At 56.0% G+C, this 22,082-nt stretch carries 15 protein-coding genes; all 15 read right to left on the reverse strand.

Features of this window, described 5'->3' with window-relative positions; translation table 11 throughout:
- Positions 1-19 precede the first annotated feature (19 nt).
- The 15 genes from dnaJ to ACFCTO_RS03660 all read right to left on the reverse strand — a co-directional run bounded on the left by dnaJ (position 20) and on the right by ACFCTO_RS03660 (position 22,027).
- A complete protein-coding gene (gene dnaJ / locus ACFCTO_RS03590; RefSeq protein WP_292260803.1) occupies positions 20-1,273 on the reverse strand; it encodes a molecular chaperone DnaJ in 1,254 nt (417 codons plus the stop codon).
- Positions 1,274-1,296: 23 nt separating this feature from the next.
- Entirely contained in the window at positions 1,297-3,159 is a 1,863-nt protein-coding gene (gene dnaK, locus ACFCTO_RS03595) for a molecular chaperone DnaK (protein ID WP_020724066.1), read from the reverse strand.
- A 33-nt stretch (positions 3,160-3,192) separates the two neighbouring features.
- The gene (grpE, locus tag ACFCTO_RS03600) at positions 3,193-3,804 is read right to left on the reverse strand and encodes a nucleotide exchange factor GrpE (protein WP_292260800.1); all 612 of its coding nucleotides are present in this window, start codon (positions 3,802-3,804) and stop codon (positions 3,193-3,195) included.
- 16 nt (positions 3,805-3,820) lie between these two features.
- Positions 3,821-4,855 carry a heat-inducible transcriptional repressor HrcA gene (gene hrcA / locus ACFCTO_RS03605; RefSeq protein WP_292260797.1) on the reverse strand — a complete coding sequence of 345 codons (1,035 nt, stop codon included), beginning with the start codon at positions 4,853-4,855 and terminating at the stop codon, positions 3,821-3,823.
- A gap of 386 nt (positions 4,856-5,241) precedes the next feature.
- Positions 5,242-7,185 (reverse strand): esterase, encoded by a 1,944-nt coding sequence (locus ACFCTO_RS03610; protein ID WP_499876400.1) that lies wholly within the window; start codon positions 7,183-7,185, stop codon positions 5,242-5,244.
- A 238-nt stretch (positions 7,186-7,423) separates the two neighbouring features.
- Positions 7,424-8,206 (reverse strand): short-chain-enoyl-CoA hydratase, encoded by a 783-nt coding sequence (locus ACFCTO_RS03615; protein ID WP_292261213.1) that lies wholly within the window; start codon positions 8,204-8,206, stop codon positions 7,424-7,426.
- Positions 8,207-8,412: 206 nt separating this feature from the next.
- Complete coding sequence (locus tag ACFCTO_RS03620; RefSeq protein ID WP_027894801.1) at positions 8,413-9,267, reverse strand: 3-hydroxybutyryl-CoA dehydrogenase; 855 nt, start codon at positions 9,265-9,267, stop codon at positions 8,413-8,415.
- Between the two features lie 918 nt (positions 9,268-10,185).
- The gene (locus tag ACFCTO_RS03625; protein WP_292300799.1) at positions 10,186-11,703 is read right to left on the reverse strand and encodes an FGGY-family carbohydrate kinase; all 1,518 of its coding nucleotides are present in this window, start codon (positions 11,701-11,703) and stop codon (positions 10,186-10,188) included.
- A 20-nt stretch (positions 11,704-11,723) separates the two neighbouring features.
- A complete protein-coding gene (locus ACFCTO_RS03630) occupies positions 11,724-12,290 on the reverse strand; it encodes a hypothetical protein (protein ID WP_020310225.1) in 567 nt (188 codons plus the stop codon).
- Positions 12,291-12,306: 16 nt separating this feature from the next.
- Positions 12,307-12,630 carry a YerC/YecD family TrpR-related protein gene (locus ACFCTO_RS03635; protein WP_020310224.1) on the reverse strand — a complete coding sequence of 108 codons (324 nt, stop codon included), beginning with the start codon at positions 12,628-12,630 and terminating at the stop codon, positions 12,307-12,309.
- A gap of 98 nt (positions 12,631-12,728) precedes the next feature.
- On the reverse strand, positions 12,729-16,367 hold the full coding sequence (locus tag ACFCTO_RS03640) for a PolC-type DNA polymerase III (RefSeq protein WP_499876401.1): 3,639 nt from the start codon (positions 16,365-16,367) through the stop codon (positions 12,729-12,731).
- A 348-nt stretch (positions 16,368-16,715) separates the two neighbouring features.
- Entirely contained in the window at positions 16,716-18,242 is a 1,527-nt protein-coding gene (locus ACFCTO_RS03645) for a VanW family protein (protein WP_499876402.1), read from the reverse strand.
- Positions 18,243-18,399: 157 nt separating this feature from the next.
- A complete protein-coding gene (gene holA, locus ACFCTO_RS03650) occupies positions 18,400-19,419 on the reverse strand; it encodes a DNA polymerase III subunit delta (RefSeq protein WP_302485607.1) in 1,020 nt (339 codons plus the stop codon).
- Positions 19,398-21,506 (reverse strand): ComEC/Rec2 family competence protein, encoded by a 2,109-nt coding sequence (locus ACFCTO_RS03655; protein WP_499876403.1) that lies wholly within the window; start codon positions 21,504-21,506, stop codon positions 19,398-19,400. The genes holA and ACFCTO_RS03655 overlap by 22 nt, the downstream gene beginning before the upstream one ends.
- Positions 21,503-22,027, reverse strand: coding sequence for a helix-hairpin-helix domain-containing protein (locus tag ACFCTO_RS03660; protein WP_499876404.1), 525 nt, complete (start codon positions 22,025-22,027; stop codon positions 21,503-21,505). Before ACFCTO_RS03660 ends, ACFCTO_RS03655 begins: the two co-directional genes overlap by 4 nt.
- Between the last annotated feature and the right edge of the window lie 55 nt (positions 22,028-22,082).

Consider the following 22,082-nt stretch of genomic DNA (forward strand, 5'->3'; position numbering starts at 1 on the left):
GTTCATACTCCCTTTATCTTTACAGATCTTCTTTTAACTTACTCCAAAAACTCTTCTTGGTCTTCTTCGTATCTTTCTTGTCGCTCTTCGCGCTCGTGGCGTCACCATCGGCCGGTTGTTCAGCCGGCTTTGGCTCCCCCACCCACGTTTCGCCGCCAGCATAGGCGAATTCCCGCAGGAGTTCCTTCTGTTTGGCGTTGAGGTGTTTCGGTACGGCGACCGTGACCTGGACGTGGTGGTCGCCACGGCGGTTCTTGGACCCCAAGACCGGTACGCCTTTGCCGCGGATGCGGAAGACCGTCCCCGTCTGGGTGCCGGCCGGGATGGTCAGCTCGATCTTGCCGTCCAGGGTTTCGACGAGGATCTTCGACCCCAGGGCAGCCTGGGCGAAGGAAATCGTTTCCTGGGACAAGATGTCGTTGCCTTCACGGGTGAACTTGGGATCGCGGCGGACGAAGATATAGACGTACAAGTCGCCGTGACCGCCGCCGCGGACGCCCGGTTCGCCTTCACCGGCTACGCGCAGGCGTGCGCCGTCGTCGACGCCGGCAGGGATCTTGATCTTCAGTTTCTTGCGGACCTTGACCGTCCCTGTGCCATGGCATTTCTTGCACTTGTCATGGATGATCTTGCCTGTGCCGCCGCAGCGGGAACAGGTGCGGACATTGACCATCTGGCCGAAAGGCGTGTTCTGGACGACGCGCTGCTGGCCTGTGCCGTGGCAGTCCGGGCAGGTATCTACCTTGCTTCCCGGTTCGGCACCGTTGCCGTGGCAGTGGTCGCACGTTTCTTCTTTCGGGACCTGGATTTCCATTTCCGTACCAAAGGCAGCCTGTTTAAAGGTAATGTCTACGTCGAAGCGCAAATCGGCACCGCGCTGCGGGCCATTGGCCGACTGACGGCTGCCCTGGCCGCCGAAGAAGGAATCAAAGATATCTTCAAAGCCGCCGAAGCCCTGGCCGCCCTGGCCGAATCCGCCAAAGCCGCCAAAACCTCCGAAGCCGCCCTGGCCGAAACCTGCACCGGAACCGGCAGCATTGCCGTTCTGGAATGCTGCCGGACCGAACTGGTCGTACTGGGCGCGTTTCTGTTTATTCGACAGGACGCTGTACGCTTCGTTGATTTCCTTGAATTTTTCTTCTGCTGCCTTCGGGTTGTCCGGGTTGCGGTCCGGATGGTATTTGAGCGCTAATTTCTTAAAAGCTTTCTTGATTTCTGCGTCGCTGGCGTCTTTGGGAACGCCGAGGACTTCATAATAATCTCTTTTACTCATGTGGGCAGCCCCTCTTATCTATCTTACTTCTTGTCATCGTCGACTACCGTGTAATCGGCGTCGACTACTTTTTCATCTTTCTGGCCATCGCTCTGGGCCTGCTGTGCACCGGCCTGGGCACCGGCTGCCTGCTGCTGAGCCTGCTGGGCAGCGTCTGCGTTCTTGTACATTTCGCTGGTCAGGTCATAGAGCGGTTTGGTCAGGGCTTCGGAAGCGGCTTTGATCTTATCCGTATCGTCGGTCTTCATGGCTTCTTTCAAGGCAGCGATCTTATCCTTGATTTCCGAAACTTTGGAAGCGTCGGCTTTGTCGCCCATATCCTTGATGGTCTTTTCGGCCTGGTAAATGAGGGAGTCAGCATTGTTCTTGGCTTCGATGCCTTCTTTACGTTTCTTGTCTTCCGCTTCGTGAGCGGCAGCTTCTTTGACCATGCGGTCGATTTCGTCCTTGTCGAGGCCCGACGAAGATTTGATGGTGATCTTCTGTTCCTTGCCTGTGCCGAGGTCTTTTGCCGAAACGTTTACGATGCCGTTGGCGTCGATGTTGAAGGTGACTTCGATACGAGGTACTCCACGGGGAGCAGCCGGGATGCCGGTCAGTTCAAAGCGGCCGAGGGTCTTGTTGTCGGCTGCCATTTCACGTTCGCCCTGAAGGACGTGGACGTCGACAGACGGCTGGTTATCGACAGCTGTCGAGAAGACCTGGCTACCAGAAGTCGGGATGGTCGTGTTGCGGTCGATGATCTTGGTGAAGACACCGCCGAGGGTTTCAATGCCCAGAGAAAGCGGCGTAACATCGAGGAGCAGGACGTCTTTGACATCGCCGACGAGGACACCGGCCTGGATAGCTGCGCCGATAGCGACACATTCATCGGGGTTGACGCCTTTGCTCGGTTCTTTGCCGAGGATGGATTTGATGGCATCCTGGACAGCCGGGATACGGCTGGAACCGCCGACGAGGATGATCTTGTCGATTTCGTCGATGGTGTAGCCCGAGTCAGCGATGGCTTTCTTGGTCGGTTCCATCGTAGCCTGGACAAGATCTTCCGTCAATTCGTTGAATTTAGCACGGGTCAAGGTCAAATCGAGGTGTTTCGGGCCCGTAGCATCAGCCGTGATGAAGGGCAGGTTGATGTTGGTCGAGAGGACCGTGGACAATTCGATCTTAGCTTTTTCAGCAGCTTCCTTGAGGCGCTGTTCAGCCATCTTATCCTGCGAGAGGTCGATGCCCGTTTCTTTCTTGAATTCGCTGATCATCCATTCCATGACTTTGTTATCGAAGTCATCGCCGCCGAGGTGCGTGTTGCCGTTGGTAGCCTTTACTTCGAAGACGCCGTCGCCGAGTTCGAGGATGGACACATCGAAAGTACCGCCGCCGAGGTCGAATACGAGGATCTTGCCGTCGCCGCCTTTATCGAGGCCATAAGCCAGGGCTGCTGCCGTCGGTTCGTTGACGATACGGAGAACGTCGAGGCCGGCGATCTTGCCAGCATCTTTGGTAGCCTGGCGCTGGCCGTCGTTGAAGTATGCCGGAACGGTGATGACGGCCTGGGTGACTTTTTCGCCGAGGTAGCTTTCAGCGTCTTCCTTCAATTTCTGAAGGATCATAGCGGAAATTTCCTGCGGTGTATATTTCTTGCCCTGGATGTCTACGGTGTAGTTTTCACCCATGTGGCGTTTAATGGACGAAATGGTGTTTTCCGGGTTGGATACGGCCTGACGTTTTGCCAGCTGGCCGACGAGGCGTTCGCCCGTCTTGGAGAAGCCGACGACAGACGGTGTGAGGCGGGAGCCTTCCGTATTCGTGATGACCGTAGGTTCGCCGCCTTCCATGACAGCTACTACGGAGTTTGTTGTACCTAAGTCAATACCAATAACTTTACTCATAAAAGATTCCTCCAATCTTATTTCAAACGATGATTAACCGTTGAATGCAACTTTGACCATGGCCGGACGCAGCGTCTTGTCGCCCAGGAGATATCCTTCCTGGAGAACTTCTACGACGACGTCGTCATCGTATTCGTCGCTGGGCACGCGCATGACGGCCTGATGATAATTGGGGTCGAAAGGTTTGCCGACGGCATCGATCTTGGTGACCCCTTCCTTTTCCAGGACGCCCAGGAGCTGTTTGTAAATCATTTCATAGCCGTCGATGAAGGATTTCACATCATCGGCCACCTTATCCTGCGGGACCTGCAGGGCCCGTTCGAAATTGTCGATGACCGGAAGGATGTTAGTGATGACGTCCATCTTGACGACTTCTGAAATCTGGAGCTTTTCAGCCGCTGTGCGTTTCTTATAGTTAGCAAAATCTGCCTGGAGCCGGACGAACTGCTGCTGGAGCTTGACGGCCTTGTCGGCTTCCGCTTTGGCAGCAGCGTCTTTGGCATCCGGTGCCTTTTTATCGGCGCCTTCATCTGCCGCTGTTTCCTTGGCTTCGTCTACCTTTTCCTTAGCAGCATCTTCGGCGACTTTTTCCGCGTCTTCTGCTAATACGGTATCTTTTTCTTCTTTATTTTCTTTCTTACTCATGTCTGTGTACCCCTCCCTACTTATCGTCGTGGTAATGTGCCAGCATATGTGTCACATGCTGTTTCATAAAGTCCAAAAGACCGATGATCTTGGCATACTCCATACGAGCCGGTCCCAAGACGGCCAGCTTGCCGAGGACTACATCATGGTCGGTAAAGGTCGCTTCAATGATGCTGCAATCATTGATAGGCGACAATTTCGCTTCTTCGCCGATGCGGACCGTCACGGCCCCGCCTTCGCCCTCGTCGTGAAGGAGATTGGCGACGACATCCTGTTCTTCCAGCATGGTAAAGAGGCTCTTGGCCTTGTCGACGTCTTTGAACTCCGGCTTGTTCAGGAGCTCCATGGTCCCGCCTTTGTAGAACTGCTGGTCTTTGTGGAAGGCCCGTCCCATGGCCCGGAAGGCCAGGCGGTACAATTCGACGTCATCGACGATGGTCTCGTGAAAGGCTTCGATGGCCTTTTCATCGATATGGTCCATGGCCATGCCGGCCAGGTAGTTGGTCAGCCGCTGGGCGATGATGTTCAGATCGTCCAGGCTGGCACCGGCCGGTTTGGGGTAAATGCAGTTCTCTACCTGTCCCGTATCGGTGACGACGATCATGATGGCCCGGCGGTCATCGAGCGGTAAGAAGCGGATGTACTTCAGCTTGGAATTGAGCCGCTGTGACGCCATGACCAGGGTGACGTTGTGAGTGATCCTGGCCAGTAACTTGGCCGTCGACTGAAAAATCTGGTCGACGCTGCTCACTTTGTCCTGGAACCAGGCGCGGACGAATTGCTTTTCTGCGTCCGTGATCTTCGTCGGCTTGAGCAGGCAGTCGACGTAGAAGCGGTATCCCTTCAGCGACGGGATGCGGCCGGACGACGTGTGAGGCTGTTCCAGGTAGCCCATCATTTCCAGATCGAACATTTCGTTGCGGATCGTCGCGGCGCTGACGCCTAAGTCATACTTGCGGGCAATCGTTCTCGACCCGACAGGTTCGGCAGAGGAGATGTAATCCTGAATAATGGCTTGCAGTATTTTCTGTTTTCGTGCATCCAAATCCATCGTACTCACCTTCTGCTCATTTGACCATTTTTAGTGGTCTGACTATTTGACTTCTAAGACTATATATAAGATAGCATGGAGAATATGTTTTGTCAAGAGAATATAAGTCAAAAAGTCAAATTAGTTGTAAAAAAGAGCTGCCGCACATGCGACAGCCCCTACAGTGAAATTCAACCTCTCCGGCCCGGCTCTCCGTTTTGGCAGCCGTCCTGCGTTTCCCTGCGGTCAACGCCTGACGGGCCCAAAAGGGCCTATCAAGGGAGGCTTTACGAGCTACGAACCAGGCGGGCCGCCCGCCACGGCTGTCCGTTCCAGTAGCCGTCCTGTGCCTCCCGTTGGTCAGCACTTGACGGCTGGAAAGGCTTTGGGGCGGCCCCTACGCACTGCTACAGTTGCTTGAGCGCTTCGATGGCGTCGAGGTTGCCTGTGACGGCGGCTTTCTGGTACCAGGCTTTAGCCTTGGCCGTGTCGGCGGCTACGCCCAGGCCTTTGGCGTACATGTCGTCCAAGTAGACCATGGCCGGTGCGCCGACGTGGTCCGTGCGCTGAGCCGCTTTTTCGTAGAGGCTCCTGGCCTTGGCGTAGTCCTGTTTGACGCCCTTGCCCTGTTCGTAGCACTTGCCCAAAAGATACATGCTGGTCGTATCGCCTTTCTGCTGGGCCTTGTCGTACCACTGAGCAGCCTGGGCATCGCTCTGTTTTTCGCCCAGGCCGTTAGCGGCCATGAGGCCCAGGTAACGGCCGGCCTTCATGTTGCCGTCGTTCCAGGCCTTCTGGAAACATTCGCGGGCGACGTCGTAGTCCGTCGCACCGTCCTGGCCGTACAAGTAGGCAATGCCCGTGTTGAGCAGGGCTTTGCCCTGGGGGCTGCCCTTATGGGCGCCGTCCTTGCCGTGCTGTTTGGCATCCATGCCGGCCGGTGCCTTTTTCTTCAGGACATCTTCGGCCTTGGTCTGTTCAAAGAGCCAGTCCCGGATGCCTTCGATATTGTAGGCAAAGGACCAGGTATACATGTGGCTGCCGTCCTTGAAGACCGTATAGTTGATGGGTGCCTGCTGGTCTTCCATGACCCGCATCATCTGTTCAAAGACAGGCGTACCGCCCGTGCTGTCCCACATGCGGCTGCGGGCGACGACAGCGCCGTCCTTTTCCCACAGGGCCGTCGCTTCATTCATGCCCGGAAAGGCCTTGCTGTCACCCTGGCAGACGGTGATCCAGAGGTTCTTGTCCTTGAGTTTTTCCATTTCCTGCGTATCCCACTGGCAGGCGACGAGGTACTGGCCGGCAAAGAGTTCCGGATAGGCGTCGCTGATGGCGATGTTGGCCATGCCGCCCTGGGACTGGCCCGTCCCGTAGATGCGGTCCTTGTCGACGCGGTACTTATTGGATACATCCATGATGAGGTCCGTCACCAGGGTCAGGCCCTGGGTCCACTGGTGGGTATCGGTAGTCATCATGCCGATAGAGCGGATGAGGTCTTCCGTATACTGCGGTGCCAGGACGATGGCCGGATGCTTGGCCTGTTCTTCCGGCGTCGCCCAGACGATGGCCCCGTTGCCCTGATAGAGGACGGCCTTGGGATCGTTGATGTTGGCGCTGGCATCGGCGATGAAGACGACCATGGGATAGGTCTTGGCCTTGTCGGCATCGTAATCTTTGGGCAGGTAAATATTATACGGCATTTCATAGCCCGTAGCCGGGTCCTTATATATATAAGTTTTAAAGGCGTCCTTGACGGCATCGACGGTCTTGTCGGCAGCCAGGGCTGTCGTCGTCGGGCCATAAGCCGTGCCATCCGTCGCATAGACCGTCCCGGTCTGGCTGACAGCGACGCTCAGGTCCGGTGCCTTGCGGTCGGAATACATAGGCGCATCGCCGCCGTTCAAGGCGTTGGAGCCTTCTTTGCCCTTATCGCCCTGGTCGTCCTTGGGCTTGTTCTGGGAAGCTGCCGTCGGCAAGGGCGTAGCCGGATGGACCAGGCTGACGATGACGTAACTGCCCTTCTTGCCGGCCAGGGCTGTTTCCGGCGCATCATTGGTATAGACCTTGTCGATCGTCTTGCCGGCGACGGTGAAATCCGACGCCTTCAGGCGGCTGGCATCAATGGTCTTGGGATAATGAAGGGCCACAGCCGATACGCTTTCGCCGTCACCATAGACCGTACTCAAGGCCGTCACGTCGCGGATAGAAGATTGAGCCGCTGTCGCCGCTGCCGTCGCCGTCACGGCCGTCTGATCCAAGCCATCCACTGCCGGTGCGGCCCAGACAGGAGCTGTCAGGCTGAGGGCACAGCAGAGCACAGCCAGAGCGGGAATATGTTTACCTTTCATGAAGAGGTCACCTCGAATTGAAATTTTTTTGCAATTTATTATACCACGCCTGGTTCGCCTTCCTGTGCCCGTTGTGACACAATTTTGTGAAAAGGCTAGTGACTCGTGATTCGTGGTTCGTGGCTCGTGGCTCTCCTTATAGGAGAGCTGTCAGCGAAGCTGACTGAGAGGTTGCTCAACAGAAAAAGGCCTGCCGCATAGCGACAGGCCCTTTTCTGTTAGGAGTCAAACAATGGAATTATTTACCTTCGAAAGTTGCTTTGCGTTTTTCGCAGAAAGCAGCCATGCCTTCCTTCTGGTCGGCTGTGGAGAAGCAGAGGCCGAAGACTTCAGCTTCATAAGCGATACCGGTTACGACGTCGCAGTTGATGCCGCGGTTGATGGCAGCTTTGGAGAGCTGTACAGCAATCGGAGCGTTCTTAGCGATCTTCTTAGCCAGTTTAACAGCAGCCGGCATTAATTCTTCCTGCGGGAAGACTTCGTTGACCAAGCCGATAGCTTTTGCTTTTTCAGCGTCGATCATGCCGCCCGTGTAGATGAGTTCTTTAGCGTGGCCGCGGCCGACGACACGGGTCAGGCGCTGTGTGCCGCCGAAGCCCGGAGTGATGCCCAGGCCGACTTCCGGCTGGCCGAATTTAGCGTTTTCAGCTGCATAGCGGATATCGCAAGCGCAGGAGAGTTCGCAGCCGCCGCCGAGAGCGAAGCCGTTGATAGCTGCGATGACAGGCTGCGGCAGGTTTTCGATTTCCGTGAAGACGTTCTGACCGAACTGGCCCCATTCGCGGCCTTCAGCAGCGTTCTTGGAAGCCATTTCTTTGATGTCAGCGCCAGCGACGAAGGATTTAGCACCTGCGCCGGTGATGATGACGACTTTGATAGCTTTATCAGCTGCGACTTTTTCGACAACGTCCTTCAATTCGCTGACAGTAGCCTGGTTCAGGGCGTTCAGAGCTTTTGGACGATTGATGGTGATCGTTGCAATACCGTCTTCGACAGCAAAAATAATGTTCTGGTAATCCATGAGAAAAACCTCCTAAATACATATAATAGTGTTAATAGTATAGTATAGAAATAGTATGTACAACAGGCTGCCCTCCCCAAAGGGACTCCTGCCAGTCAGACCGCCCCTGCCGACAGGATAGACGCACTGTCAATACGCGCATGAGATTCTAAAAATAATACGGGGTGTGAAAGTCACGCCCCGTATTCGATTAGCAGATCGCTAACTTATTTCGTGTAATCGTAGAAGCCTTTGCCAGTCTTACGGCCGAGGTAACCTGCCTGGACATATTTCTTGAGCAATGCGCAAGGACGATATTTCGGATCACCGAAGCCTTCGTAGAGGACTTCCATAACGTGGAGAACGACGTCGTTACCGATAAGGTCGCAGAGAGCCAGAGGTCCCATCGGATGGTTGAAGCCGAGTTTGCAGACGTTATCGATGTCTTCTTTGGAAGCAACGCCTTCCATCAAAGCCTGGATAGCTTCGTTCAGCATCGGGATGACGATACGGTTGCCAGCGAAGCCCGGGAAGTCGTTAACTTTGACCGGTGTTTTGCCGAGGTCTTTCGAAAGTTTGTCGATCTTTTCATACGTTTCTTCAGAAGTAGCGATGCCGTTGATGACTTCGATCAATTTCATGACCGGTGCCGGGTTGAAGAAGTGCATGCCGATGACTTTGTCCGGGCGTTTCGTAGCTGCGCCGATCTGGGTGATAGCCAGGGACGAAGTGTTGGATGCGAGGATCGTGTGTTCCGGGCAGAGTTCGTCGAGTTCTTTGAAGATAGCCGATTTGATCTTCAAGTCTTCGATAGCTGCTTCAACGACGAGGTCGATGTCTTTCATGTTATCAGCCGTACGGGTTACGAAGCCAGAAACGCGAGCCATGGTTGCGTCTTTGTCTTCCTGGGTCATTTTGCCTTTGGAGACCTGTTTGGTCAGCTGTTTTTCGATTTTAGCTTTGCCGCCAGCGATGAATTCGTCTTTAATATCGTTCAAGACGACATCCCAGCCGTGCGTTGCGAAAACCTGTGCAATACCAGAACCCATTGTACCTGCACCAATAACCATTACTTTACTCATGTTTAACTCCTCCTTCGTCGCGTGATTTTTTTCACTAGATTCTTCTAAAAAAAAATCACGCACGTTCTAAATAAGATTCACTGCTTACACTGATAGTATACCACACTTCCCAAAAAAATCCACTAAAAAACGGCATTTTTTTCAATTTTTCACATTTATGACATGCGTTTTATGCAATAATCAAGAAGTCAAATTACTCCTTTGCATTATTCGATAGAATTATCTCATAGGTCTATGTGACGTTATGAACTTACGTCATGGGAGATACTTCTATTTTTCACAAAGTGCATGAGTAGGGATTCCCTTTGGGAATCCCTACCCGCAGGTCGCCGTTCGCAGGCCGCCGCGACATCAAAGATGTCGCATGTAGGGGCCGCCGCTTGTGGGAATTCCGCAAAAAAAAGGCGCTGTCCATGAAGACAGCGCCTTTTTGAGTTTTAAGTTTGTAGTTTTTAGTTTGCAGCAAATGGTAAAAAATTTAAAACCAACTTCTACAAACTCCGTACTATAAACTATCATGAAAGGACAACCTCTCAGTCAGCTTCGCTGACAGCTCTCCTATGAGGAGAGCCGGGCGGACCGCCCTTCGGATAGCGTTGTTCACGGGATTCAGGCGGGCCGCCTTATCAGGACGGCCCCTACGAAAAGCCCCAATCGGGGCCATTTTTACGAGTCGAGAGTCACCCAAGGCGATGCTGTCCCTTTGAGGCGCTGCCGTGCAACGGCATCCGTAGGGGCCGTCCCAGAGGGCGGCCCGCTACGCGCTGAGGGTATCCCGAAGCGTCGTTCTCATTTTGAGTCTGTCGCGGCGGGCCGCCGCATCTGAATCCGAAGCGGCCGGCGAATTACGGATAGCGTTGTCCATGGGATTCAGGCGGGCCGCCCTTTGGGCGGCCCCTACGAGCCACGAGCCACGACTCACAAAGCGCCGTTCAGGGCTTTGAGCAGGTTTTCGCGTTTGTCATAGGCCCTGCGGTAGGTAGCCGTATGGTTTTCGTCGGGTACGTAGGTGGCCTTGATTTCCAGCTGGCGCTGGAGGGCCTGTTTGAGGTCCGGTATGTCGCCTGCGGCATAGGCGGCGACGATGCAGTTGGTCGGGACGGCGCCGCCGGCGACTTTGAGGGTCACGACTTTCGTATCCAGCATGTCGGCCTTGATCTGATTCCACAGTTCATCGCGGCTGCCGCCTTCGGTGATGGTTAGCTGGGTCAGGTCGATGCCGGCCTTGCGGTAGCGGTCGGTGATTTCCATATAGTCATAGCCGATGCCTTCGAGGACGCAGCGCCACATGGCCCCCTGGTCGGAGTCGAGGGTCAGGCCCGTGAAGGTCCCGCGGACGTTGGGATAGTCGCCGTTGCCGCCGGTCAGGTAGGGAATGAACATGGCCCCGTCGCAGCCGGGCTGATGGCGCCGGGCCAGTTCGTCCAGGGTCCCGTAGTAGTCATCGCCTTCTTCGCGGGCAATGCTGTCCTTGAACCAGCGCAGGGCCAGGCCGCCTGTGCGGACCATGCCCCAGTAGAAATACGTCCCCGGCAGGGTGCCGGAATTGAAGATGAGGTTGCTCCCCGGCACGGACAGTTCCGGAATGATGCCGTCCGTGGCGGCGCAGAACATGGCGCACGTCCCGGCGACGTCAACGGCGCGGCCCGCTTCCAGGATGCCGCTGCCCATCATGGATTCCATCGTATCGCCGGCGCCGGCGCAGATGGGGATACCTGCAGGAAAGCCCGTTTCCATGGCATCTTCTTCGCAGAGCCTGCCGATGATGTCCCAGGGCTTGACGATGCGCGGCATATAGCGTTCAGGGATGCCCAGGATGTCCAGCTGTTCTGGCGACCATTTCTTCTGGACTACGTCATAGCCCAGGCCCCAGCCGGACATGGCGCCCCAGTCGATGAAGGCATCTTCCCCTTTGAGGCCGGCCAGGTGCATGAGGACGTACGGGCAGTTGTGGACGAACTTGACGCCCTTTTCCTGCCAGGCCGGGACGTTCTTCATGAACCAGCGGGCGAACATGGCCGGGAACATGATGTTCGGTTCGGCATTGCCCGTTTCTTTGCCCCAGATGGCCAGCTTCTGCGCCTTCAGGGCTTCCACGTCGTCGGCCGTGCGGCTGTCGAGATAGTTGACATAAGGCGTGATGGCGTTGCCGTCGGCATCGATACCGGCGATGCCGCAGATGATCCCGTCGCCCATGATGGCCCGGACGTTCTTCACGTCCCAGCCCTTCTCTTCCATCTGGCGGCTGCACGAAGCCATGCACTGCTTGATGAGGCGGTAATATTCATCGACATCCATCTGGACCCAGCCCGGCTGGGGGTAGGCCAGATGAGTCTTGGCCGTGTCCATGGCCAGGCAGTGCTGGTCTTCGTCGTAGACGGCGACTTTGACGCTCTGCGTCCCGGCATCGAAACCGAGGTAATACTTGTCACTCATAGGTAACACATCCTTTCCGTTCAGCCCCGGCAATCCTTTACCATCCCGCCAAGGCGGCTCACGAGGCCCGTCGTCGACTCGTTCGGTTTCGGGAAGCGGCGCAGGGCGGTCATGGCTTCGACATAGCAGAAGAACTCTTCCATGGCCGTCTCAATCTGCCCCAGCGTCTGGCCGTCGATGTGCTCGATGAGGGCCAGGTCGTGCTGTTCATAGCGGTTGATATAGCCGTAAAGCGAACAAAACGTACCGGGCCGCTTGGTATAGGAGCAGAAAAAGCAGTATTCCACCATGGCGTCGCACTTCTTGAGCGTATCCTGCCGTTCGACGCCGGCAAATTCCTGCCGTTCCTGGATGACGGTCTTGACCCAGCTGTTCAAGACGCCTTCAAAGAAAGCAAACAGGGACAAGAGGGCCGCCCGGTAATAGCGCCGGGCCAGGAACGTGCCCTTCTTGGTCCCCTTGTCCTGCTGCATGGCAGCCCGTTTTTTAAATGTACAATAATCCTTCCACAACTCTTCGTAAATGGAAGCATGCAATATATCCATATCACCATTATGGAAAATGGTGACATCAATCTTAGCCTTCATGAAATCGGCTACCCTCCTACTTGGATAACTTCAGGAAATCCGGGTCCTTTTCGGCCATGCGGGAGAGGATCTTCTCGTAGCCGCCACTGCCGTAGACCAGGCAGCGCTTGATGCGGCTGATAGTCGCCGTGCTGGCGCCGGTCTTCTTGACGATGTCTTCATAGATATCGCCGGCCTTGAGCATACGGGCCACTTCCAGGCGGGCCGAAATGGCCTTCATTTCCTGAATGGTGCAAAGGTCTTCAAAAAATTCATAACATTCTTCGACACTCTTCAATTCCAAAATAGCACGAAATAACTGATCGTGCAAATGGTCTCGCAATTTTTCATTCACTGCCATGACAATCCCTCTTTCTAAGACAGATTCCTTTAGTTCGTTAAATACTAAAAACATTATACGGCACGAAAGTCAATCTGTCGAGGAAATGTTTTTTTCGCCTACATGGCGAAGAGGTCGATCTGTTCATCTTCGGGCAAATCGCCGAGGCAGCCTTCCTGGCTCATGACGTCGACCAGGGACTGGGACACTTTGCCACGCATCTTGAGGTCGGCCTTGGAGCTGAACGGCGCCTGTTCGCGGGCCGATACAATCTGTTCGGCTACGTTGGCACCCAGGCCGTCGATGGCCGTAAAGGGCGGCAGGATTTTGCCGTCGCAGATGGTGAACTTCGTCGCTGCCGAGCGGTTGATGTCGACATTCATAAAGGAAAAGCCGCGGAGGCTCATTTCCTTGGCCAGTTCCAGGGCCGAATAGAGGTCCTGTTCGATTTTCGACGCGCTCTTGCCCTTGGCGGCGATTTCCTTCATGGCCCGTTCCTGCCCTTCCAGGCCGTGGATCATGGCCGACAGCTTGAAGGCCTTGGCGCGGATCGTGAAGAAAGCGCAGTAGTAAGCCAGAGGCTGGTTGATCTTATACCAGGCGATGCGGAAGGCCATCATGACGTAGGCCACGGCATGGGCCCTCGGGAAGAGGTAGCCGATCTTGTGGCACGAGTCGATGAACCACTGCGGAATGTGGCCGGCCTTGAGCTCGCCTTCGTAGTCCGTCGTCTTCTGGCCCAATTTATTGAGCTTGTCGATGCCCTTGCCCTTACGGACATTTTCCATGACCTTGAAACTCGTCTTGGGCTTGATGCCGTGCTGGATGAGATAGTTCATGATGTCGTCACGCGTCGAGACGGCTTCCTTCAGGGGGACCGTACCCGACGTGATCAGGTCCTGGGCATTGTTCAGCCAGACGTCGGTGCCGTGGGAGAAACCGGAAATACGGACCAGTTCGGAAAAGGTCTTGGGCTTGGTATCGACGAGCATCTGGCGGACGAAGGACGTGCCGAATTCCGGGATGCCCAGGCTGCCGACTTTCGAGCCCAGTTCTTCCGGCGTCACGCCCAAGGCCTTGGTCGAGCTGAACAGGCTCAGCGTCGCCGGGTCATCAAAGGGAATGGTCGTCGCCTTGATGCCGGTCATATCTTCGAGCATACGGATGACCGTCGGATCATCATGGCCGAGGATATCGAGCTTGACCAGACGGCCTTCGATGGAGTGATAATCGAAATGGGTCGTAATGATGCCGCTGTCCTTCTTGTTGGCCGGATACTGGACGGGCGTGAAATGATGGACGTCCATATCGCGGGGAATGACCATGACGCCGCCCGGATGCTGGCCTGTCGTATTCTTGATGCCCGTGCAGCCGGCGACCAGGCTGTTGACATAAGCGTCGTTGACCTTGATGCTCTTGGCTTCGGCCCACTTCATGACGTAGCCATAAGCCGTCTTGTCCTTGACGGCACCGATGGTCCCGGCGCGGAAGACGTTATCCTTGCCGAAGAGTTCTTCCGTGTACTTATGGGCTTTCGGATGGTATTCACCGGAGAAATTGAGGTCGATATCAGGGACCTTGTCGCCGTCGAAGCCCAGGAAGATAGCGAACGGGATGTTGTGGCCGTTCTTGTGGAGCGGCGTGCCGCACTTCGGGCAGACCTTGTCGGGCAGGTCGAAGCCGCCGCCGACTTCGCCGTGCGTAAAGAACTCGCTCCACTGGCACTTGGGGCAGACATAATGCGGCGGCAGGGGGTTGACTTCGGTAATGTCCGACATAGTCGCCACGAAGGACGAGCCGACAGACCCACGGGAGCCGACGAGGTAGCCGTCGTCGTTGGAGTGCTTGACCAGCTTGTGGGCGATGTAATAGAGGACGCCGAAGCCGTGGCCCAGGATGGACGTGAACTCTTCTTCCAATCGGTCTTCGACGATCTTCGGCAGCGGGTCGCCGTAGATTTCATGGGCCTTTTTATAACACATGTTCTTCAGTGCTTCCGACGAACCGGCGATCTGCGGGAAATAGAGCGTTTCCTTCGGCACCGGCCGGCAGTCGTCGATCATATCGTTGATCTTATTGGGGTTGGTAATGACCACTTCACGCGCCCGTTCCTCGCCGAGGTAGGCAAATTCAGCCAGCATCTCGTCGGTCGTGCGCAGGTAGAGGTCGGGCTGGAATTCCGCATCCTTGAAGCCCTTGCCGGTCATGAGGATTTCCCGGTAAATCTTGTCTTCGGGATTCATGAAATGAGCATCGCAGGTGGCGACGGTCAATTTTCCCAGGTCATCGCCGAGCTTGAGGATCGTCCGGTTGATGTCGCGCAGGCCTTCTTCATCGGCGACGAAGCCTTCGCGGACGAGGAAGCCGTTGTTGGTGAGCGGCTGGATTTCCAGATAGTCGTAGAACGATGCGATTTTCTTCAATTCTTCATAAGGCAGCTTCTTCTGGACCATCGAGCGGACCAGCTCGCCGGCTTCACAAGCCGAGCCCAGGATGAGGCCTTCGCGGTATTCCGACAGGACCGCCCGGGGGATGCGCGGCCGGCCGCGGTAGATATATTTCAAATGGGAAATGCTGACCAATTTATAGAGATTGCGGATGCCGATCTGGTTCTTGGCCAGGATGATGATATGGTACGACTGGTCGATCTTGTCATCGAAGAGATAGCCTTCCATGCCATAGATGACCTTGACGTTGTTGGTCTTGTCCGTCGAGATTTCCTGGAGCAGCGGGAAGGACTGGACGACGCCGTGGTCGGTGACGGCAACGGCCGGATGGCCCCACTTCTTGATGGTCTTGATGAGCTGTTTGACCGTGATCAGGGCGTCCATGTCGCTCATGACCGTATGCAGGTGGAGTTCGACGCGCGGCGTGGGATTGTGGTCTTCCCGTTCCACTGTGCCGCCGTCGGCTTCCATCATGTCGTAGGCCATGAGGACGTAGTCGTTCTGGTAATTATCGTACTGGATATTGCCGTGGACCCGGACGTAGACGCCGGGCTTGAGCTTCTTGACCAGGTTGTCGTATTCTTCCGGCGTCAGCGTGTTCTTGCGGCGGAACTTACCGCCTCCGCCCTGATTGCTGACGTCGAGGAACTTCTTGGCCGAAATGCCGTTGGTGCTGTCGGCCATCTGGAAGGTCAGGAGGATGCGCTTCGACTTGAGTTCCCGGAACTCGACCTTGACGACCTTTCCCTTGAGGATGACGTCGTTCTGTTCCTCGCCGAGGACGTCGTTGATGGCGACGGCATCGCCGCCAAAGGCCCGGCCCATCCAGACCCGGCTGTCGCCGCCGGTCTTGGTGCCGCTGGCCTTGCCGCCCGTCCTGGTACTGCCCGTACCGGGCTGAGATGCCGACTGGCAGGCCTTCTTGTAATCTTCATCGGCGTACAATTCGTCGTCCACATCGTAAATGGAATCGTAGCAGTCTTCATGAGGAATCCCGTAGCCTTCCATATCATCAGTGGAAATATCGGCGACCTGGCGCAGCGGGTCATTGTCGGGCACGGCCAGGGACATATCGCCGCCGTGAAAGACCGACGTCACCCGGTGTTCGACCGATACCGTCCCGTCCAGGCCCAATTTCCGGCTGACCCGGTCGCGGAGAAGATCCATATCGCCGATGGCATAAGGCGATTCCGTCCGGACATGCCAGGCATGACCAGCCAGATCGGCCGCAATCGAAGCGACCGTCACCGACCGCCCGCCGTCGACGGGGATCAAAATATCATTTTTAGGAACAATATGCCAGACTTTCATATATTTTCCTTTCTATAAGCGGGCCTGTCGCACAAAGTTTTTACCACCATGCGCAGTCCCTTTTACGTTATAGTTTGGAGTTTGCAGACAATGGCTTTAAATTTTAACCACTGAACTGGGACGGCCCCTACAGGCCTCCCCTGCTTCCCATCCATGGGTAGGGGCGTCCACGTGGGACGCCTGTCGCACACAGTGTGGGAACATTCGCTGCCTGTTGGTGAAATTCCTACAAAATCCAAACGGACTCACCCTCTACAGCGGTCCGTTTCAGCAGCCGTCCTGCCGGTTCTTACCGTCATGACCTGACGGGCTTGCCACGTGCGAGCCCCTACTACATGAACCGATGAGTTACTCCTCATCGGCCGTATCGACCGCATCGGGCGACGGGACATTGAAGTCCATCATGTCGTGCGGTGCGTTGAGGAGCGGGTCCTGCGGTTCCAGGTCGGCCGTGCTGACGACTTCTTCGCTGTCGTCGCCGGGCGTGAGGATGATTTCATCATTCGGTTCATAATGAGACTCGATGGTATCGACATGGCGGTCGCCGTCGCTGTAAGCCACGGTCCGGCGGATAGTCACGTCATGGCCGTCGTAGCCTTCCTGCTTGCGCTTATCTTCGGTCACACTGTCGTCGTGCTTCTTGATGACCTTATGAGGCAGGTTCTGGAGATGCGTCGTTTCAAAGGACACACTGCACGTATCGGCGTGATTGCCCAGGATATACGTCGTCACCGTATTCTGACCGGCGACGGTATAGACGCAGACCGGATGCTGGAACGGATTGGTAAAGGCAAAATCCAGGCCGTCATCGGCGACAGTCGCATCCATGCCGACGGGCACATAAGCGGCCGGGGCGAAATGCGGTTCCCGGCTGGCAATGAACAGGCCGGCCCGCAAAGCCGCATTGAACAGGGTCGTACTGACCTGGCAGACGCCGCCGCCTGTCGACTGTTCGAGCTTGTTTTCAAAATACGACGGTGCCTGCTTATAGCCTTTGTCCGGTGTCCGCGTGCCGACATACTTATTGAAGGAGAAATCCTTCTGGGCCATGACGACGGCGTGGTTGAGGCGCTTCTGGGCCAGGCGGATGTTGACGTTGCGGTCCGGGTTGGTATCGTCGAAATGGGTCGTATAGTACGACAAGACCGTGTCGATATCCTTGAGGTCGTCGGCCTTGATGTCCGCCCCTTCCCGGCTGTCTACGGGAACGTCCAGCGTGTCCGTCCTGCCCGTATGCAGTTCGGCCGTCACAGCATTTTTCAGCTTATCCGTGTTGATGACGATGCGGTCCTTGGCATCTTCAATGGCGACGGTCTTCTGATCGTCCTTGACATAGGCATAGGCATTCTGCGGGTCCTTATCGTACTTATCGTGGACGTCAGCCAGGGCCTTATCCAATTTCTCATCGTCGACGGCAATGGCCAGGGGCACATCCTTGCCCTGCGTGAGCGTCGTCACCACATCGGCCACGCGCTGCCAGGGCAGGCCCCGGCGGCCGACGAGATGAAGTTCATCATCGATATAGCTGCGGTCCAACTTGGCTCCCAGTTCGTTCAGGTCCAGCGTCACATCGACGCCGTCCGCGGCCAGGCGCAGCTTGCGGTCTTCTGCTTCCTTCTCGTGGAGATCGAGATAATTGGTGATCTCGTCATCAGTCATATCGGCAATAGATTGCCCATTGAGGGTCACCATCTGTTCCGCCTTGCTCTGGCCCGCAAAAAAGCCGCCGAAACCAATCACACACAAGGCCAAGACAACAGCAGCCCGCTTCTTCCAGGACGGCGTGTCCTTTTCCGGAGGCAATCCATGCTTTTCCCGGTACCGCCGGCGATATTCCTTCATCCGTTCTTTCCGTGCTCGTTCTTCGTCAGTCACATTCTAACCTACCTTTTCTCTATATTTCAATCGCCCCTGGCTCTCCTCATAGGGGAACTCTCTGTGTAGTTTGTGTAAATGCCATTGCGAAACGCCCTGGCTCCCCTCATAGGGGAGCTGTCAGCGAAGCTGACTGAGAGGTTCTCCCCTGCGGCCCCTACCTACAATACAAACAAATAAGGGGTCCCATATCAGCCGGCGACGCCGTGCCGCGGCGGATATGGAGCTGGAGCGTAAAAATTTGGCAAATACAACTTTCCAACTCTTCTATTTTCCAATAAGATGCCACTTTTTGCAAGTGGTATAAGACATATTTTACGCTGCGGCCCTTATTGATGGTCTGCAGGATCTGTTCACACTGGTGCTGGCCGGCATGGGCCCGGCGCAATTCCTTATAGGCCAGGAGCAGGCGCAGGCGCGACAGCATATAGCCCGTATTCTTCAAAAAAGCATCTTGCCGGCTGAAAAGGCCTTCCAAAAAAGGCAGGGTCTTTTCTCCATTGCGCCGCAAAAATTCATCCATAAAGGTGAAGAGATTCTTTTCCATCGTCCCGGCAAAGAGGTCCTGCAAATCGGTCACATCGACAGTTTTCCTGCTGTCGGGCACGGTGATGCACAATTTCTCCAGCTCCGAAAAGACATAGAGCAACGAAATATCGCCCCAGGTCTGGAACAGGGCCCGCAAATAGGCCACGGCCCGGCTGGTCAGGCGCTTGCCCTTCCCTTTCAAATAGTCCGTCACATAAGGCATGACCGTCTTTTCCGTCACCGCTTCGGCTGCCACGACGTCGGCCATGGGCTTCAGGGCCTTGAAAAAAGCACTGCCCGTATCCATCTTGCCCTTGCTATAGAACAAAAGACTGTTCTCGTCGCTGAGCCGCCGGGCCTCGTCCAGGAACCACTGCTCATCCTTGGTGAGCTTGCTCCGCGACCGGCCGCCGCGCTTGAGCGGCAGAAAGGGACAGTCATACCAAATCGTGACCGTCCCACTGCTAAAGAGACTCGACCCCTGGAAGGATTCGACGACCGTCGCCGCCACAGCATCCTTCTGGAAAGACTGGACCTCGGCTTCCCCGCCGGCCCGCTCGTGGGCAGCCGCCAGGAACCGCTTCCGACTCTCTTCCATGACATACGGTTCTGTCCCATAAATAATCATTATATGTTTCTTATATTCCATGACTGTTCCTCATTAAACGTAGAAATGCGCCACTGCCCCCGCCAGCGGTACAGACGGACCTGGCCGTCCCGGGATGGCGAAAAACAAGGCACACCGTAACCGGCCGCCGTCTCGCCCCACTCTATCAGGGCTTCATCGCTGCGGCGCGAGCCATAGACAATGGTCGCCATGGCCGATACGGGGAAATCCCGGCCATTCCAGCCCGTCAGGGACCGGAATTCCAGACAAAGCGGTCCTGCCGGAAAAGGCCTGGCCACCGACGCCAGACAGCGAAAAGGCACATCGCCGCTCCCCGTCCCGGACAGGAAGGTAAAATCCCGCCGCAGCAAGGCCAGCGTATGATCCGCCCCGTCGCCATCGACACGGCACTGGCGGAGCCGGAAGACGCCATGAGCCCTCAAAGCCGGCGTCACGACGACAGCTGCCTGGTCGGGATTGGCGAAGTTAGACTTATTATACCATATATCGGCCGATTTATCTTCATGAATGACAGCCGTCACCTGGTCCCGTCCGGCATCGAGGACCAGGACACCCGGCCCGGATGGCCGCAGGAACCAGGCCGCTGCCAGACAGACCAGCAAGGGCGGACCCATGCGCCTGCGAAAAGAGGGGCAAAAGACAAAGACTACAGCCAGATACCAGGCCAGACAGGCCCACTTCGACGGCTGACCGGCCCAGAAGCGGCTCCCCGGCAGGGCGGCGATGAAGGCATTGCCCTTCAGGGCCAGGGCCAGCAAGGGCTTGATGAGCCACAACACCATATCGGCAGCGCTGCCCCACAATAGGGACAGGACCGACGCCAACAGGCCGAGGACCATGACCAGGTCCAAGACCGGTGCGACCAGGACATTGGCAACCAGAGAATAGACGGGAAAAGAAAAGAACGCCGAAAACAAGAGGGGCACGACCAGAATCTGGGCTGCCACACAGACAGTCAGGCAATCCCGCAGAAACGAAGGCAGACCCGCAAACCAGGAGCTTACGGGCCGCTGAAAGAGAATAATGCCTGCCGAGGCACCACAGGACAGGCGGAAACTCAAATCAAAACAAAGGTATGGGCTGTAAAGCAGCATCCCGGCCATAGCCAGGGCCAGGGCATGACCGGCCAGGTATTCGCGCCGCGCCGTCAGACTGAAGGCACTGGCGGCCCCCATGAGAGACGCCCGGACGACAGGCGACGAAAAATCCGACAACGCGCCGTATAGGAAGAGAAAGCTCACAGAAATACAGCACAAGCTGCGCGGCCGCAATCCCAGGGCGCGGCCCATGAGCTGGATGACAGCCAGCAGCAAGGCCACGTGAGACCCGGAAACGGACAATATATGAATCAGCCCGGTCGTACTGAACGATTCCAGCAGCCCTGGTGGCAAGTCCTCGTAATGGCCGCCAAAGAGCAGACTGGCCAGCAGAGGCGCATAAGATTTACCGAGAACAGCCTCATAACGCCCGGTCAGGGCCTGGCGCAGATCCTGCAAAAAGGTCTCCCAGCGACCTGGCGGAGCCGTCACGGCTACCTTTTCCCCATCATCGGCAAACAGCCGCAAGTAAATCGCCTTTTCCCGGTCGCGATGGAGGGCGTCGTACATGCCGTCATTTTTATAGTATGTCAAAGGCCGGCTGTCGCCAGTGACGACAACCGTACTGCCTACGACCTGCGGTTCCGGCAAAGTCACATAGATACAGCCTTTCCCAGGCTGTACGTCCGCTTCCCTGTCATAGGCATAGCGCCGGACCTGCATGATGTACCGTCCGACCCGTTTCTTTTCATTCGTATAGGTACTACGCCGTTCTTGCAGTGTCCCTTCCACGGTCAGCCTGGCGCCTGCTGCCTGATGCGGCAGGGCCTCGTAGCGCTCCGCCTCCAGCTGGAGACGGCCAGCGCCCAGACTGAGAGCCGCCAGGACCAGACAGACAACCAGGGCAATACGACTGCGGGACCGGAAAAAGAATAGTCCCAGCAAAGACAGCAGGAACAAGGAAATCCAAAGGCTCAAAGCCAAAGAGAGCGCATCTGCCAGGGAAATGCCTCCAGCCAATGCCAGGACCAGGGACAGGCTGACCCATTCCGGTTTAACCTTTCCCATCATAAGCACACCAAATCTTTCAGCTTGGCGAACTTCGCCGGACCGATGCCTTTGACCTTCTGTAGTTCTTCGATACTGCCAAAAGAGCCGTGTTCCTGGCGATAAGCGATGATATTAGCCGCCATAGCCGGTCCGATGCCGGGCAGGTCCGTAAGGGCTTTCTCATCGGCTCGGTTCAAAGATACCTTGCCGGCTTCCGCCGGATTTTCGGGAATCCCCTGGAAATCATAGGGCACGTGGATATGGGCACCGTCTTCTGCGCGGTCTGCTAAATTGACGGCTCCCGTATCGGCATAGGCAATCATGCCGCCAGCTGCTTCTACGGCTTCGCCAGCCGTTTTCCCCGTTTTCAGCGCATAGAGGCCAGGATTCTTAACGGCTCCCGTGACATAGACAAAGGCTTTTTCCGGCAATGGCTCTTCTACGGCCGGCGGTGGCTCACTAAAAGCATTTTCAAAGTCAGGGGCGAATTGGAACAGGGCCACGCCCGCCAAAATCAGGGCCAAAACTACGAATTTCTTCATGACAATCCCTCCTATACATATACTGTAAGAATCTATATGTATAGTATGCCCTATT

The sequence above is a fragment of the Megasphaera indica genome (assembly GCF_046614755.1).
Taxonomy (GTDB): domain Bacteria; phylum Bacillota; class Negativicutes; order Veillonellales; family Megasphaeraceae; genus Megasphaera; species Megasphaera intestinihominis.